Origin of the sequence: Pedobacter sp. KLB.chiD (assembly GCF_047040275.1) — a bacterium.
Lineage (GTDB): Bacteria > Bacteroidota > Bacteroidia > Sphingobacteriales > Sphingobacteriaceae > Pedobacter.
In genome coordinates this window covers 414,708-429,867 of sequence record NZ_CP178207.1, presented here as the reverse complement: position 1 = coordinate 429,867, position 15,160 = coordinate 414,708, and the positions used below count along the sequence as shown (strand labels likewise).

Below are 15,160 nucleotides of genomic sequence, written 5' to 3'. Positions count from 1 at the left end.
ATTAAATCTAAACATTTTTGACGTGGAGCATCAAAACCTTGAATTAAATCTCTTGGCTTTTAACAAGAATCATGGTTACATGATTAGTTCGAATACCCTATGAATTAGTTATGCTTTATTCTTTTAAAAACTTGTTTAAATCAGAGTTCAATAAAGAGAATAAGATAAATGCCTTTAAGCGTTTTTTGTACTGGAAAATTATTCGCATACTGAAGTTAAAGGATGTAATTTATCCATTTTGGACGAATAGAAAAATTCATTTAAATTACGATTCTTTCCATTCCATGTGGCTAATGTATAATTACATTGTAGATTGGGAAGAATTTATATTTATAAGTAAGTTTTTAAAACAAGACGATCATGTTTGTGACATCGGAACAAATATTGGATTCTACACGATTTGGATGTCTAAATTCATCAAATATGGAAAAATTCACTCATTTGAGCCTGACGATATCAATTTTAATAGGCTTGAAAATAACGTGAAACTTAATGCATTAAATAATATAGTTTCTTTAAACAAATTGATTGTTAGTGAAACAAATGGCAAATTAAATTTTACTGAGCAATTAGATGGAGAAAATCATATTACTAATAATTTAGATAGTAAAGGAGTACAAAAAGACTCAGTTCAACTAGATACTTATTCAGAAGATAAGCAGATAACGACATTCAAATTTGTAAAGATTGATACAGAAGGCTTCGAGCTATCTGTTTTAATGGGTGCCAAAAAATTGTTAGATCAAAAAAAAATTAAGGTAATCCAGCTAGAAATCAATGCTGGCCTAAAAACATCAAATATTGAACCTAAAGATCTGATTAACTATTTGTTATCTAAAGATTACAAATTGTGCAGATATGATGTTTTAAATAACCAATTATGCTACACAAATTACCAACCATCTAAAGAAAATTATTTTGCAACATATGATTTAGATGGCGTGAACAGTTTATTATCACAAAAGAATAATTAGGTGAATGATAATATTACTTTGCAATTTAATCTATCTCCCGGAGATATAAATTATGCACTTATAACTATACCAGCATTAGTAAATCAGCATTTAGCTATAAAAAACAGACTATTAATAGTTGATTGTTGTAAACCACAGCGGACTAAACTTGTCGATCCATCTAAGAAATACCCCGAACCTGCTTACAGCGAAAGGGTAATTAAAATTAAGCAAATTGCCAATACACTATTGTCAAATGGAACGGTTTCTGAAGTTCATTTTTTAGAAAAAGATGATCCCATCATAGCAATTACATCAAAAAAATATTTAAGGAATATTGTAAAAGATACACATGAATATGGTGGAATAGGCATTACTTCCTATTTAGCTGGCTTAGAATTAAGCAAAACTAGGTATGTACTACATTTTGATGGAGATATGATTTTTTACCAAAAAAGAAATTTTATATGGTACGAAAAAGCTATACGATTATTAGAAAAAAACGATGATTGTATTTCTATTTGCGCTGGCTCAGCCCCTTTGAATGATCTTAAAATTTCGAAACCAAGCTATGATCATTGGTCAAAATTTAAATCAGTATCCGATGGATTCAAGGATGAGTTTTTTTCTGCAAGACATTTTTTAATTGATAAAAAAAGATTGGAAAAATTACTCCCTATATTAAAAGGCCCTGCGTTAATTGAGACTTTATTAGTTAAATATTTGGATAGAGGCTATCCTAGAGCAGTAGAAAACATGTTCTTTAAAAGATTTAAATATGCTGGAAAATACAGGTTTATAATGAATGCTAATGATTGCTGGTCATTACATCCGCTTGATAAGCCTAAAGATTATTTAAATATTCTACCTCAAATAAATGATTCTGTTAAAGATGGAATCGTTCCTACAGAACAGTTAGGCTATGAAAATATTAAATTGAAATCTTGGATTAATTTTTTTAAGAATAGTTGAAAAGAATCGTACTCATTACATCTGGTCAACCTTCATTAAACCCTAGGCTGGTTAAAGAAGCTGATGCCTTAGTTGAAGCAGGATACGAGGTTAAAGTCATTTATCAATATTGGAATGATTGGGGCACCGAACTTGACATCGAATTATTAAAAAACAAGTATTGGAAAGCCATTCGTGTTGGCGGTAGTACTCATAAACAAAAGCTAATTTATTGGTATACTAGAATTCAACATAAACTGGCCACTTCTATTTTGAAGCTAACAGATCCAAGAAATTTACTGGCGGAAGCAGCTATCGGACGTAGTACTTATTTGTTAACCAGAAAAGCACAAACCATTAAGGCAGATCTTTATATTGGACATAATTTAGCGGCACTACCTGCCGTGATCAAAGCTGCCAAAAAAAATAATGCTAAATGTGGTTTTGATGCTGAGGATTTCCATAGAAATGAACAGTCTAATGAAATTAAAAATTTCGATGTACGATTGAAGACATACGTCGAAGATAAATACATTCGGGAGCTAAATTATATTTCAACTTCAAGTCCTTCAATAAGTAAAGCGTATAAAAAGCTTTATCCAAAAACTAATCCAATAACTATACTCAATGTATTTCCCAGACAAAATTTAGGCATTAAAACTACTGTGCATAAACATCTAAGGCTCTTTTGGTTTTCGCAAACAGTTGGTCTACATCGTGGTATCGAAACAGTTATAAAAGCGATGGGTATGTTGAATAATCCAAAATTAGAACTACACTTATTAGGATCTTGCACTGATGAAATCAAAACTTCCTTTAATAAGTTGGCGGAAACAAACGGATTAGGTGATCACGCCATATTTTATTATAACCCTGTCCCTGAACCTGACATTTTTAATTTAGGATTAACATTTGATATTGGTTTAGCTACAGAAACTGATGTACCCCACAATAGAGATATATGCCTGACTAACAAAATCTTCACTTATATCCAATCTGGATTGGCTGTTATCGCATCAGATACCTCTGCTCAAAAACAATTCATGCAGGAATTCCCAAATATGGGGATGGTTTATGACAAAAATAATGCAGCATCTTTGGCCAATCTTCTTAAAATTTACATTAATGATAATGTTTTATTGAGCAACCACCAAGAACAGGCGCTAAAATATGTTAATGAAGTTTTGAATTGGGAGGTAGAAAGCAAGAAATTTTTAAATATTGTTGAGCAGACACTTCGATGTTAAAAGAAAATTTTAAAGCTTTAGATGGTATCAGGATTCACTGCATTATATGTTATGATTTACCATGTCCGATTGGCACTTACACAATCCTATCAAAATAGCTTGGCTTCACACCCAAAAAACTATGCATGGTATGATAAGTTAATGGTTTACTTTTTTAGCGCTTTTAAGTTTGGCCACGAAGCGGTTATTATATTATTTTACAGAGAGACTGGTCATAAACTATAAACGAAAAATACATTGAAACGCGTACTCATCATCTCTCCTTACTTTCCACCGGCTAATACCGCCGACATGCAGCGGATCAGGATGAGTTTACCTTATTTCGAGAAATTCGGTTGGGAAGCTGAAGTGATCACGGTTGACGAACGCTACTATGATGTAGTTGAAGATAAACTTCTATTAAATTCTGTTCCTCCGTCGATTAAAATTCATAAGATTAAAGCCTTACCGAAAGAATGGACTAGTAAGTTAGGTTTGGGAAGTTTAGCTTTAAGATCATTATGGCATTTCAGAAAAAAAGGAGCTCACTTATTAAAACAACAAAAATTTGATCTGATCTATTTTTCAACGACAGAATTTCCAATATGCATTCTCGGCGCTTATTGGAAAAAGAAATTCGGCATACCTTATGTAATTGACATGCAAGACCCCTGGCATACCGATTATTACCAGAATAAACCCAAAGCTGAAAGGCCAAAAAAGTATTGGTTTTCCTATCGTTTACACAAATTTCTGGAGCCTAAGGCTATGAAAAAAGCGGATGGACTGATCAGCGTATCCGCCACTTACATCAAAACGCTGCATGAACGGTATCCAATACTCAAAACAAAGCCTTTTAAAGTGATTACATTCGGTGCTTTTGATATAGATTTCAAAATTGCCAAGGCAAATAGCGCACAACTTCCGATAGCTTATGCTCTACGAAAAAAAATCAACCTGGTTTATATTGGGCGTGGCGGCCATGATATGAAACAGGCCGTTCATACCCTTTTTAGTGCTTTTAAGGAAGGTCTGGTTTCCCAGCCGGCTCTTTTTAGTAGCATACATCTGCATTTTATTGGCACCAGTTACGCACCAAAAAGTAAAGGAATACCAACTATTTCTCCAATAGCTGCCGAACTTGGCATTGCTGAACAGGTAACTGAATATACCGACAGGATTGGCTTTTATGAAAGCATTAAAAACCTGCAACATGCTGATGGCTTGATCATCATAGGCTCTAATCAGGCAGCCTACACAGCATCTAAACTTTATCCTTACATTTTGGCAAAAAAGCCCTTGCTCGCGATTGTGCACCCCGAAAGCAGTGTGTTAAGAATCATCAGTGATTGTAATGCAGGTTTTTTAATTCCTATCAACCAGGCGGCTACAATTGCAGAGCAAACATTGACCGGCTATTTAGCTGCCGTAACGCAGCACACGCCTTCGGCAACCGATTGGAGCAAATTTGAAGTTTATACCGCTTCTTCAATGACGAAAAAACAGGTTGCGTTGTTTAACAGCGTAATAGAATAATGGTTTTACTTTAAATGATCAGTTTCAAAAACCTTAGATTGGTGAATATTTTATCCTCCCGATATGCCTAAAAAACTGGCTATCATTATTACCCACCCGATCCAGTATTACGCACCTGTTTTCCAGTTACTGGCGAAACAATTGGAAATAAAGGTTTTTTACACCTGGGGTGAAAAGTCTTTATCTAAATACGATAAAGGCTTTAACCAGCATATTGAATGGGATATCCCACTGCTGAAAGGCTATGATCATGTATTTTTAAAAAACTCGGCAAAAGATCAGGGCACCCATCATTTCAACGGAATCGTAAACCCATACCTGATCAATACTATACAAAATTATAAGCCCGATGCCATTTTAGTGTACGGATGGGCATGGTATAGCCACTTAAAGGCAATCAGGTTTTTTAAAGGAAAAATTCCGGTTTATTTTAGGGGAGATTCTAATTTGCTCCATAAACTAGCCGGAATAAAAGGCTTTTTAAGAGGCATGTTCCTTAAATGGGTATACCACCATGTTGATCTTGCTTTCTATGTAGGCTCGGCTAACTGGGCATATTTCAAGGCTTTTGGACTTAAAGAAAAACAATTAGTTTTTGCGCCTCATGCAATAGATAATAACCGTTTTGGTGTAGATCGGTCTGCTGAAGCAGCAAATTTAAGGAACAGATTTAAGGTTGCTGAAGATGAAATCCTGGTTTTATTTGCCGGGAAACTCGAATCTGTTAAAAACATCCTCCTTTTGCTTACTGCTTTTCAAGCCCTCAATTTAAGACAGGTACATTTGCTTTTTGTAGGGAACGGGCATTTGGAAAATAGTTTGAGGGAAAGTTTAGATAAAACTTCCCAAAAAATCCATTTCCTAAATTTTCAAAATCAAAGCCAGATGCCGGCTATTTATCAGGCATGTGATCTATTTTGCTTACCTTCAAAAAAGGAAACTTGGGGGTTGGCAGTTAACGAAGCGATGGCTGCTGGAAAAGCAATCCTGGTATCGGATAAGGTTGGCTGCGCGGCTGATCTGGTCAATCCGGGAGTTAATGGAGCAGTATTTAAATCAGGTGATTTAACTGATCTGAAACAAAATCTTAAAATACTAACTGAAAATAAAACTAAATTAACCCAAATGGGACTGGCTTCACAAAAAATTATCCAAGATTGGTCTTTCGAAAATCAAGTGAACGCTATTGTGGATGCCATTCAAAATAAACATGCAAAATAACAATCCTACTAAACTAATCTTAACGTTATACTTGCCGGTCTTGATCTCTTATGTATTGATCAATAGCCCGATCATATCGTATTTTACTGCCTGGTTTGGTTCGCTTTTTATTTTTTATACTACCATATTATCACCCGCTGCCATTATCAATCAGGATTTGCCTATCCATAAGCAGATTATGCGGCCCATATTTCTGCTGCAACTCATTTTTGCTGGATTTATGTGTGTCACGTCTGTATTTTACTTCATGGATCATTTGGGCTACCGGTATTTAACCGAAATTAATTATGGTTCCCAATTTAAAGAAAATGAACAAACGATGTTGATTGCCAGCTGCCAGCGCATGAGTTTATTAGCACATGCTGCATTGGTTACGGGTATGCTGTTGGTTCAGAAACACAACATTAGGCCTAAAAGTGCGAAAACTTTCGAAAGTGACGATTTCCTCATCTGGCTCAGTATCATCGTATTTGGCATTGGCTCATTAACACAACGTTTCCCTAGCCTTAACCAAATTGCCATCCCGCTCACTATAGTTGGCATATCATGTGCCGCAGTATTATTTGTTAAAGGTGTTAACGCCAAAAATATTAGATACCTGGGCATTGGTGCCAGCATTTTTGTCATCAACTTTCTACATGCCTCCCTATCAGGTTATAAAGAACCGATTATTATCAACGTGATTGTTATTGCCTGCGTATTTTTTCCATATTATAAAAAGCTGATTCTTTATTTAGCCATTCCAACTGCTTATGTATTACTTTATTTTTTACCTACCTACAACAATACCGTTCGGCAAAGCTGGAATGGCGAAGTAAGTGCTCAGGAAGCGCAGCATCAAGCCTTTGAAAATCTAAATTCAAAAAATGAGGAACAAATCGAAGAAACGAATTGGAGTTTTTTAACCAGAAGGTTAAGTGAGATAGAAATGTTTACCCAATTTGTAGATTATGTGCCTGAACACCATCCATATTATGGCTGGGAAATAGTTGAAAATTCTTTGGAAGGCTTAATACCCAGATTTTTTTGGGCAGGAAAGCCCAATATGGAAACCGTTTCCATGCAAAGGGTTTATGATGCTGGGGTTGCTAATCAACTATCGATAGTTTCGGCCAAAACCCGCCCTGTTGTTGATGCTTATTTAAGCTGGGGCATTCCGGGGATATTTTTTTTTATGGTGTTGTATGGCATGCTGGTGCAACACTTATCTGATAAGGCTGAGGAAATATTCGGTGGTTATGAATTGGGCTGCGTCATTATGTTTAATAGCATTTTTCAGGGGCTTTGGAGGGGCAATAACTTCGAATTTATGTTCAATAACATCTTTTGGGGTTATGTAATTATGTGGGTTCTATTTGCTTTGCTAAGGACAATAAAAGTACTAAAGCCTGTATTTGATTAGGTGGTTAAAAGATTTATCTTTTGAGCCTGGATGCTTAGCAAATTAAAGTATTAGAAAAATTGAAAGTAATACACATTACAGCTTCTTATAAACCAGCTTATATTTACGGTGGACCGATACAGAGTGTGGCAAAGTTGTGTGAGGCCTTAGGGAAGGGAGCGGTTGGCGATGAGGGGTTAGTGGTTAATAACGTGCAGGTATTAACGACAACAGCTAATGGTACAAAGGAGCTAAATGTAAAAATCGGCATTCCAATTTTGATCGATGGTGTAAGCGTTACCTATTTTAAGCGCCAGACAAAAGATCACAGTCATTTCTCGCTTGGGTTGTTATTGGAATTAAGAAAAAAAATCCTGAGTTACAACCGGGATGACAGCAATAATGGAATATCCAAGCTCCAGCCTCCAAACGCTAAACTCATTGTTCACATCCATGCCTGGTGGAACCTGGTGTCGATATTGAGTTGCTTTGTTGCAAAGTGGTATCGTATTCCTGTCGTGCTTTCTCCCCGCGGCATGCTTACTGCCTATACCCTTGGTAACCGGAACTCCCGCTCAAAAAAAATCATACATGCAATGCTCGGAAAACGGTTATTAAAATATTGCCACATACATGCCACCAGCGAACAGGAAAAGAAAGATATCGTTAAAATAATTACCCCCAAAAGCATCACCGTGATTCCTAATCTGGTCAGCTACCAAACTTCCATCCTGAGCGTTCATGAGTCAACAAACGAAATGTTTCGCCTGCTTTTTCTTTCCCGTATTGAAGAGAAAAAAGGACTTGAACTTCTTTTTGAAGCTTTGGCATTAGTTAATATCCCTTGGCTATTAACCATTGCAGGTTCAGGAAAAGAAGAATATGTGCAAAGCCTGAAGTTTAAAGCAGAAGAATTGGGAATTCATCAGCAGATAACCTGGATTGGCCAGGTAGCTGATGAGGATAAATTCAATTTATTGGCCAGGCATGATTTAACAGCCCTAACCTCTTATAATGAGAATTTTGCCAATGTGGTCGTAGAAAGTTTAAGTGTAGGCACACCTGTATTGATCAGTAAATTTGTTGGCCTGGCTGAATATGTTGCAGCTAAAAAACTGGGCTGGATTACCGGGCTAAAAGTGGAAGAAATTAAAACCGGGATACTTTCTGCATATGAGAATATTAAACAAAGAAAAGAAATCAGGGCCCTGGCTCCTTTACTGGTAAACACTGATTTTAAAGATGATGCATTGGCTAAACAATATGTAGCATACTATAAAAAAGTTTTGGCTACCCAATTGCTTTAACTTAAATGAATCCTAATTTTAGTTTTATTATTCTAACTTTTAATGAGCAGATACATCTGCCCAGATTGTTGGCGTCCATTAAAGCGCTAAATGCACATATATATATTCTGGATAGCGGAAGTACTGACGAAACCTTAAAAATTGCGGGTGTTTATGGCGCTGAAGTAAAACAGAATCCGTTTATAAACCACCCTAAACAATGGGATTTCGCTTTAAAAAACTTTAAGGTAGAAACCCCCTGGACGATTGGCCTTGATGCCGATCAGATTGTTACCCCTGAACTTTTTGAAATGCTTGCTAACTTTCATGATGATGAACACCGTGATATTAACGGCATTTACTTTAACCGCAAAAACTTTTTTCAGGGAAGCTGGATCAGGTTTGGCACCTATTATCCTTTTTATATTTTAAAAATGTTCAGAACAGGAATCGGTTTCTCTGATCTGAACGAGAACATGGACCACCGTTTTATTATTCCCGGTAAAACCGAAATCTGGAAAAAAGGCTGGATTTTGGAAGAAAACCTTAAAGAAAACGATATTGCTTTTTGGAAGGCCAAACATGAACGATATAGTGACCTGGTAGCCCAGGAAGAGGTAGAAAGGATGTTAAAGCTGCGTATGCAAAGTTTAAGGCCTAACTTATTTGGCAGTCCTGATGAAAAGCGAGCATGGTTAAAACAATTATGGTGGAAACTTCCACTCGGATTTCGTCCTTATCTTTACTTTGGCTACCGTATGTTTTTTAAACTCGGTATATTTGAAGGCCGTACCGGAATTAAATTCCATTATCTCCAGGGTTTTTGGTTTAGAAAACTGGTAGATCGAAAAATTATGGCAATAAAAAAGCAGAATAATATATATGACTCCGGAAGAAGCGAAAAAAGAAGCAAATAAAAAGGCCATCAAATTTTTGATTGTGCTGTTCATATTGTACATCCTGTTTAACCAGGGCAATCTGTTTATGAACAGCGTAATGACACCTGGCTCAAGATTTCACAATGCCTATATTGCCGATCACTTCGACTATATCCAGGGCTTAAAAACGGCATTGATTGTACCCGCGGTATGGATGATTAAAGCATTTGGTCTTTATGCCATTTATAATAAAATGGATGTGATGGTGGTTGCCGGGCCTTACCTCAGGATCAACTACTCTTGCCTGGGCCTTGGTGTAATGAGTTTTCTGGCTGCTTTTGTACTGGCATTTCCTGCCTCATGGAAGTCCAGGTTTAAAATGCTTTTTATTGGCATTTTAGCCATTTATGTACTTAATATATTACGCATTGCAGGATTAGGTATTTTATTGGGAGTTTTTAAATCTCAACGTAAAAATTTCACTTATCACCATGAAGTTTTTAACATCATTGTGTATATCTGTGTGTTTACTATGCTATATTTCTGGATCAGAAGAAACAATAGACCGAAAACAATTAAGCCATAATTGTACTACTAAAAAATTATTTTGCTAAAAACACAACTTCATAAAAATTTTGATACGGGCGATTTTAAGATTGGTGCCAGCAGACTAAAGCAATTGCTTTGGTATTTTACCAATGTTTTGTTCTTTAAAAGTGGGATAATGCCAATCAGTTCGATACTGGTTGCATTGCTACGGTTGTTCGGCGCAAAAGTAGGTAAAGAGGTCCGCATAAAGCCAGGCATTTACATTAAGTACCCATGGAAACTGGAAATTGATGACTTCAGCTGGTTGGCAGATTGTTACCTGGATAATCTGGATGAGATTAAAATCGGAAAAAATTGCTGCATTTCACAACAGGCGGTTCTTATCACAGGAAATCACAATTATACGGATACTAAGTTTAACCTCATTACTGGACCAATTGTGCTTGAAGATGGCGCCTGGATTGGCGCAAGAGCCACAGTTGGCCCGGGTATAACCATACATAGCCATGCCGTTTTAACGATGGGAAGTGTTGCGACGAAAAACCTGATGCCTTACGCCATTTACCAGGGTAACCCTGCAATCATGATTAAAGACCGTATAATGAAAGCTTAATACCAGATTCAGAAGAAAACATTTATGCGGATTGCCGAACAGCAATCCGTTTTTTTATGGTCAATTGTCACTGGTTGATAAATATCAATAGCTAAAGATTGCTTTAACAAAAAAAATACTTCAATTAAAAAAATTATCAGGATATTTGCATGATTAGTCGCCTCAATCCTTTTTGAGTTGGTAAATTTCAAACTAATGAAAAATAAGTACTCCTTATCTTCTAATCTTATTTTAATTACATTTTTAATCGGGATAGTAAACCTGTTTTTCTATGACTACGAGAGTACGTATGAATTGGCAGTCCTCATCTTTATCCTGATTTTGCGCTATGCGATATTTGTCCTTATTAAACGGCGGTTTGAATGGAGCAAATACCTTTTGGTAATCATTATTGCAAGAAGTATCTATCGTTTGTGTGTGGTGTTTGCAGATATAGATGCCGTACCGGTAACTAAAATAAACCTGATATTGCAATTACTGATGTCGGTAATGGCCTTTGCTGTGCTATTTATCTTTCCAAAAATGAAAGAGTGGGCAAATGATAGAAGGGCGTATTTTCGTCCTGCAACCCATCCGCAGCACTAATTTATTGTATTTTATCAAAAAAACTTTCCAGCGAGAGATTAAGTTGATAAATTATTATTGATTTATCTTTAATCAGGTAATGGATAGAATATGAAACTTGATGATTTTTATTGAAAGAACTGTTTTACAGAAGGATCTGACTAGACAAATTTATCAAGCTGATCCGATGGCTATCAAAAAGAATACTCAGTTTTAGAAGAAAGTGGCGTACTAAACCTAAAGGATCAGCACGCTACACTGGCTAGTTCTTGACCGCCCATGAAACAAAAACAAAAATATTTTATTTGCAAATTAACACAGAATCTATCGGATTTATTTCAAAAGTAGAGTCAGTGTTTTCAATTATCTTATAGCTACTGCGCGGTCAGCATCTTTTAGCAGGAAAGACCCCGAAATAAATTACCTTCGTTTAAGCCGCCAAAATAATATTATTAGCAAACTTAAAACAAAATGAACGTTATCCTCGCTTCTACCTCTACATTATATAGCGGCAATTACCTCGAATACCTGAAAGATGAGCTGATTATACTGTTTGCCGGATTAGATGAAATTATATTTATCCCTTTTGCAAGGCCAGGAGGTATTTCACATGACGAATATACCAGCAAAGCACGCGATTTTTTCTCCACGTTAAATATCAGCGTTAAAGGTTTGCATGAATTTAATGATCCCATCAGCGCAATCCAGGCAGGCAAAGGATTTTTTACGGGCGGGGGAAACACCTTCCTCCTGGTAAAAACGCTCCATGAAATGGGATTAATGACGCACTTAAGTGAAAATATCAAACTGGGCAAACCTTATTTGGGCTGTAGTGCCGGCAGTAACATCGGTGGCCTGAATATGAAAACCACTAATGACATGCCTATTGTATATCCTTCTTCTTTTGAATGTATGGGCTTGGTTCCTTTTAACCTCAATCCGCATTACCTCGACCCCATTCCGGAATTGAAACATAACGGAGAGACAAGGGAAACGAGGATTATGGAATTCTTAACACAGAACAACATCAAAGTAATAGGCTTACGCGAGGGCAATTGGATCAGGATATCTGGTGATAAAATCACAACTGAAGGCAGTGAAAATACCAGGATTTTTGAAGCGGGAAAAGCGCCGTATGAATGCCAGCCTGGTAGTTCATTATTATAATTTATTAACTAAAGATACGGGCATCTAAATAAAAATTTAAGTAGCTACAAGTTCATGATCAAGCCAGCATCATAAACTTGCAGCTCTTATTCTTATCCGATTATTCAAAGAAAGATAGCCTGCGAGGCAATACTTCGTTATGCTACTGCAGCGTTGTTCTTTTTTCGTGAACGCAGGTAGACCACCAATCCGCCAAAAGCCACGATCAATATAATAGGGATAATCAAAGTAGCACGTAGAATTTCGGGGCCTGCCAGATTTTTGGCATTGGCCAGCGCCAGCGCATATTCAGAATTTTCAGGTGCTTTTAAATAAGCATCGAATGAAGCACCTTCAGGTAAATATTTAACAATCAGGCTATCGTAAAAACTACCCATGAACATGGTGTAAACAGAAACCGCAAACATCCCGGCCCCTCCCATTAAGTTTAAGCCAAGTGCGCCAGATTTAGGAACGTTTTCAGCAACAAAACCGATCATGGTTGGCCAGAAATAACAAACACCTATACCAAAAACGATTGCCGCAAAGAAAACCGAATTTCCGGTGAAGGTGCTTAACATGTAGAGCCCGGCTGCGGCAAATATGGCAGAAAAAAGCAAAACGCCCTGAGGGGCAAGACGGTGTACCACAGGCTCGGCAAAACCCCGCCCGATTACCATGATACCCGTTGTAAGCGTAAGCAATAGAATGGCATTGTCTGTTACGTTTTTCAAAAGCAAACCTATCCATTGACCGGTAAACAACTCCGTAATGGCCGTACCAAACATGCAGATGAACATAAAGATAAACAATGGAGAAAGTACAGCTTTATACATATCTGAACTGGAATAACCAGATGATACCCTTTCGGTAACCGGGAAATCCAATTTTGAAAAAAGGTATCCATAAATCAAGGTAGGGATAATCATCATGGCCACCTGTACTTTCCAGCCCAATCCCAGCTGAACAAATAGCGTAACCAGCAATGTACCGATTACGATACCCCCTGGAAACCATAAGTGAAAGTGATTTAATTTAGTGGTTTTATTCTCCGGATATAAAGCGGCAACCAATGGATTACAAGCAGCCTCTACAGTCCCATTGGCAATGCCGATGAGCAAAGTAGATAAAAACAGGCTCCAATAACCCTGTGCAAAAATAGTAAGGATAATACCGGCCAGGTGAAAAACAAAGGCCATCACCAGCAAACGTTTCATGCCGATCATATCCACTACAAATCCTCCAACTACGATGGCGAGTGGAAACCCCCAAAAGGCAGCAGCCGTAATAGTGCCCAATTGGGCAGTACTGAGTTGAAAATCGACCCCCAGCTGGTTCATGATCCCCGCGCGGATACCGAAGGAAAGAGAGGTGACGAGTAAGGCCAGGCAACTTGCCCAGAATAGTTTTGTGGTTTTAATGTTAAGCATAAGCTCAGATTTAGTTTATAATTGGTTTTTAATTTCAGAACAAATAAAGATTTAGGAATGATGAGTGTTTCCTCTGCTAAGCAAGGTAAATTTTGCTTTTGACAGGAATCCGATCAGGTAAATACGCTAACGCTTTGGCCAAAACCTTTAGGAAGGAAATTTGCCAGGTTTTAGCCCGGCTCGCTAATTTAATGAGTTGGCACTCCTTCATCTTTTAAAATATTTGGTTAGCAACACACGCATGAAGCAGTGTTATGATTGGTTAATGATCGTTAAATGCCATAATAATAACCAATTGTATCGATTAATGCAATGATTGAAGATAAATTTTGTTCGTTCGTTAGCGGGACCTGATTAATGGATACGATGGTACTACGGAACGATAAATTTGATATTCTCTCTGTTAATCTATAAATTGAGGCGGAATCTTATCCAGATCCTGATAAACATTATGAAAAGATATCTTTTTATTATCCTTTTAGCCATTTCTTCTGCTGTTCAGGCGCAATCCAATACAGCAAATTATAAATATATCATTGTCCCCGAGAAATTTAGTTTCCTGAAACAAGTTAATCAATATGGCTTAAATACCCTCGTTAAAGCTTTATTTGAGGAAAAAGGATTTACGGTTTACTTTGACAATACCGAATTACCACAAGAGATTGCGACTGATAGATGCAAAACACTTACTGTAGAACTGCAGGAAAAAAACAGCATGTTTGTAACTAACCTTACCCTTTTACTTAAAGATTGTAAAGGCACTATAGTTGTAAAGAGCAAAGAAGGTAAAAGCAGAGAGAAAGAATATAATACATCTTATAATATGGCCTTGCGAGATGCTTTTACATCCTTTAATGATTTTAATTATGCAGCTGATCAACCAACAGTGGCAACCAGTACAGTGCCAGCCAATACAAACACGGAGACCAAAACCGTACCTGTAATTGTTGATCAAACTACAGCCACTAAAACCGGGCATGAAACACTATTATATGCACAAGCCATCAACAATGGCTATCAGCTGATTGATGCAACCCCGAAAATTGTGATGACCTTACTAAAGACATCTATGGAGGATTGTTACATCTCGAACAAAGGCAATGCAAACGGCATCGTTATCAAAAAAAATGGCAATTGGTTTTTTGAATATTACAAAAACGATGTTCTGGTTGCTGAAAAACTATCGATTAAATTTTAGTCACTATAGCAAATGTTAAGGTGGGAACTTATGTATAGTCAGAAGCAACATTTTGTCCATTATGCGGCCTCATCTGCAAAAAACAACAAAATTCCGTCTGAATAGAATAGCTACAGGACTAAATAACAACGGACTTTCTATGTATTTTTTTTGATAAATTAATCCTTTACATTCGATTTCATAAATCGTTTTACTACTTTGTGCATGTTGAAAAGATTACATTATTCA

14 protein-coding genes are annotated in these 15,160 nt (G+C 36.8%); 13 read left to right on the top strand and 1 reads right to left on the bottom strand.

Annotated features, from left to right (window positions below):
* Positions 1-293 precede the first annotated feature (293 nt).
* The 12 genes from ACK1I8_RS01735 (at position 294) to pepE (ending at position 12,325) form a co-directional block, all read left to right on the top strand.
* Positions 294-974 (top strand): FkbM family methyltransferase, encoded by a 681-nt coding sequence (locus ACK1I8_RS01735; RefSeq protein WP_412467649.1) that lies wholly within the window; start codon positions 294-296, stop codon positions 972-974.
* The gene (locus ACK1I8_RS01730) at positions 975-1,925 is read left to right on the top strand and encodes a hypothetical protein (protein ID WP_412467648.1); all 951 of its coding nucleotides are present in this window, start codon (positions 975-977) and stop codon (positions 1,923-1,925) included.
* A complete protein-coding gene (locus ACK1I8_RS01725; RefSeq protein WP_412467647.1) occupies positions 1,922-3,151 on the top strand; it encodes a hypothetical protein in 1,230 nt (409 codons plus the stop codon). Before ACK1I8_RS01730 ends, ACK1I8_RS01725 begins: the two co-directional genes overlap by 4 nt.
* Before the next feature lie 237 nt (positions 3,152-3,388).
* Complete coding sequence (locus ACK1I8_RS01720) at positions 3,389-4,666, top strand: glycosyltransferase (RefSeq protein ID WP_412467646.1); 1,278 nt, start codon at positions 3,389-3,391, stop codon at positions 4,664-4,666.
* Positions 4,667-4,729: 63 nt separating this feature from the next.
* Positions 4,730-5,887 (top strand): glycosyltransferase family 4 protein, encoded by a 1,158-nt coding sequence (locus ACK1I8_RS01715; protein ID WP_412467645.1) that lies wholly within the window; start codon positions 4,730-4,732, stop codon positions 5,885-5,887.
* Complete coding sequence (locus ACK1I8_RS01710) at positions 5,877-7,289, top strand: exosortase Y-associated Wzy-like protein (RefSeq protein ID WP_412467644.1); 1,413 nt, start codon at positions 5,877-5,879, stop codon at positions 7,287-7,289. Before ACK1I8_RS01715 ends, ACK1I8_RS01710 begins: the two co-directional genes overlap by 11 nt.
* A 59-nt stretch (positions 7,290-7,348) precedes the next feature.
* Positions 7,349-8,575: an XrtY-associated glycosyltransferase XYAG1 gene (locus ACK1I8_RS01705; protein WP_412467643.1), complete on the top strand. Its 1,227-nt coding sequence runs from the start codon at positions 7,349-7,351 to the stop codon at positions 8,573-8,575.
* Positions 8,576-8,580: 5 nt separating this feature from the next.
* The gene (locus ACK1I8_RS01700) at positions 8,581-9,471 is read left to right on the top strand and encodes a glycosyltransferase family 2 protein (protein WP_412467642.1); all 891 of its coding nucleotides are present in this window, start codon (positions 8,581-8,583) and stop codon (positions 9,469-9,471) included.
* Positions 9,437-10,018 carry an exosortase Y gene (gene xrtY / locus ACK1I8_RS01695; RefSeq protein ID WP_412467641.1) on the top strand — a complete coding sequence of 194 codons (582 nt, stop codon included), beginning with the start codon at positions 9,437-9,439 and terminating at the stop codon, positions 10,016-10,018. Before ACK1I8_RS01700 ends, xrtY begins: the two co-directional genes overlap by 35 nt.
* A 21-nt stretch (positions 10,019-10,039) precedes the next feature.
* Complete coding sequence (locus ACK1I8_RS01690; protein ID WP_412467640.1) at positions 10,040-10,594, top strand: WcaF family extracellular polysaccharide biosynthesis acetyltransferase; 555 nt, start codon at positions 10,040-10,042, stop codon at positions 10,592-10,594.
* A 195-nt stretch (positions 10,595-10,789) separates the two neighbouring features.
* Positions 10,790-11,179 carry a hypothetical protein gene (locus ACK1I8_RS01685; RefSeq protein ID WP_412467639.1) on the top strand — a complete coding sequence of 130 codons (390 nt, stop codon included), beginning with the start codon at positions 10,790-10,792 and terminating at the stop codon, positions 11,177-11,179.
* Between the two features lie 450 nt (positions 11,180-11,629).
* Complete coding sequence (pepE, locus tag ACK1I8_RS01680) at positions 11,630-12,325, top strand: dipeptidase PepE (RefSeq protein ID WP_412467638.1); 696 nt, start codon at positions 11,630-11,632, stop codon at positions 12,323-12,325.
* 137 nt (positions 12,326-12,462) lie between these two features.
* On the opposite strand, the gene ACK1I8_RS01675 is transcribed toward pepE, so the two are convergent.
* The gene (locus ACK1I8_RS01675; RefSeq protein WP_412467637.1) at positions 12,463-13,734 is read right to left on the bottom strand and encodes an MFS transporter; all 1,272 of its coding nucleotides are present in this window, start codon (positions 13,732-13,734) and stop codon (positions 12,463-12,465) included.
* Between the two features lie 451 nt (positions 13,735-14,185).
* On the opposite strand from ACK1I8_RS01675, the gene ACK1I8_RS01670 reads away from it, so the two are divergent.
* Complete coding sequence (locus tag ACK1I8_RS01670) at positions 14,186-14,932, top strand: hypothetical protein (protein ID WP_412467636.1); 747 nt, start codon at positions 14,186-14,188, stop codon at positions 14,930-14,932.
* Positions 14,933-15,160 lie beyond the last annotated feature (228 nt).

Bases quoted from the DNA above. Each gene is read 5' to 3' on its own strand.
- ACK1I8_RS01735 (WP_412467649.1), top strand. From the start codon at position 294: ATGTATAATTACATTGTAGATTGGGAAGAATTTATATTTATAAGTAAG.
- ACK1I8_RS01715 (WP_412467645.1), top strand. From the start codon at position 4,730: ATGCCTAAAAAACTGGCTATCATTATTACCCACCCGATCCAGTATTAC.
- ACK1I8_RS01710 (WP_412467644.1), top strand. From the start codon at position 5,877: ATGCAAAATAACAATCCTACTAAACTAATCTTAACGTTATACTTGCCG.
- ACK1I8_RS01700 (WP_412467642.1), top strand. From the start codon at position 8,581: ATGAATCCTAATTTTAGTTTTATTATTCTAACTTTTAATGAGCAGATA.
- xrtY (WP_412467641.1), top strand. From the start codon at position 9,437: ATGACTCCGGAAGAAGCGAAAAAAGAAGCAAATAAAAAGGCCATCAAA.
- ACK1I8_RS01685 (WP_412467639.1), top strand. From the start codon at position 10,790: ATGAAAAATAAGTACTCCTTATCTTCTAATCTTATTTTAATTACATTT.
- pepE (WP_412467638.1), top strand. From the start codon at position 11,630: ATGAACGTTATCCTCGCTTCTACCTCTACATTATATAGCGGCAATTAC.
- ACK1I8_RS01675 (WP_412467637.1), bottom strand. From the start codon at position 13,734: ATGCTTAACATTAAAACCACAAAACTATTCTGGGCAAGTTGCCTGGCC.
- ACK1I8_RS01670 (WP_412467636.1), top strand. From the start codon at position 14,186: ATGAAAAGATATCTTTTTATTATCCTTTTAGCCATTTCTTCTGCTGTT.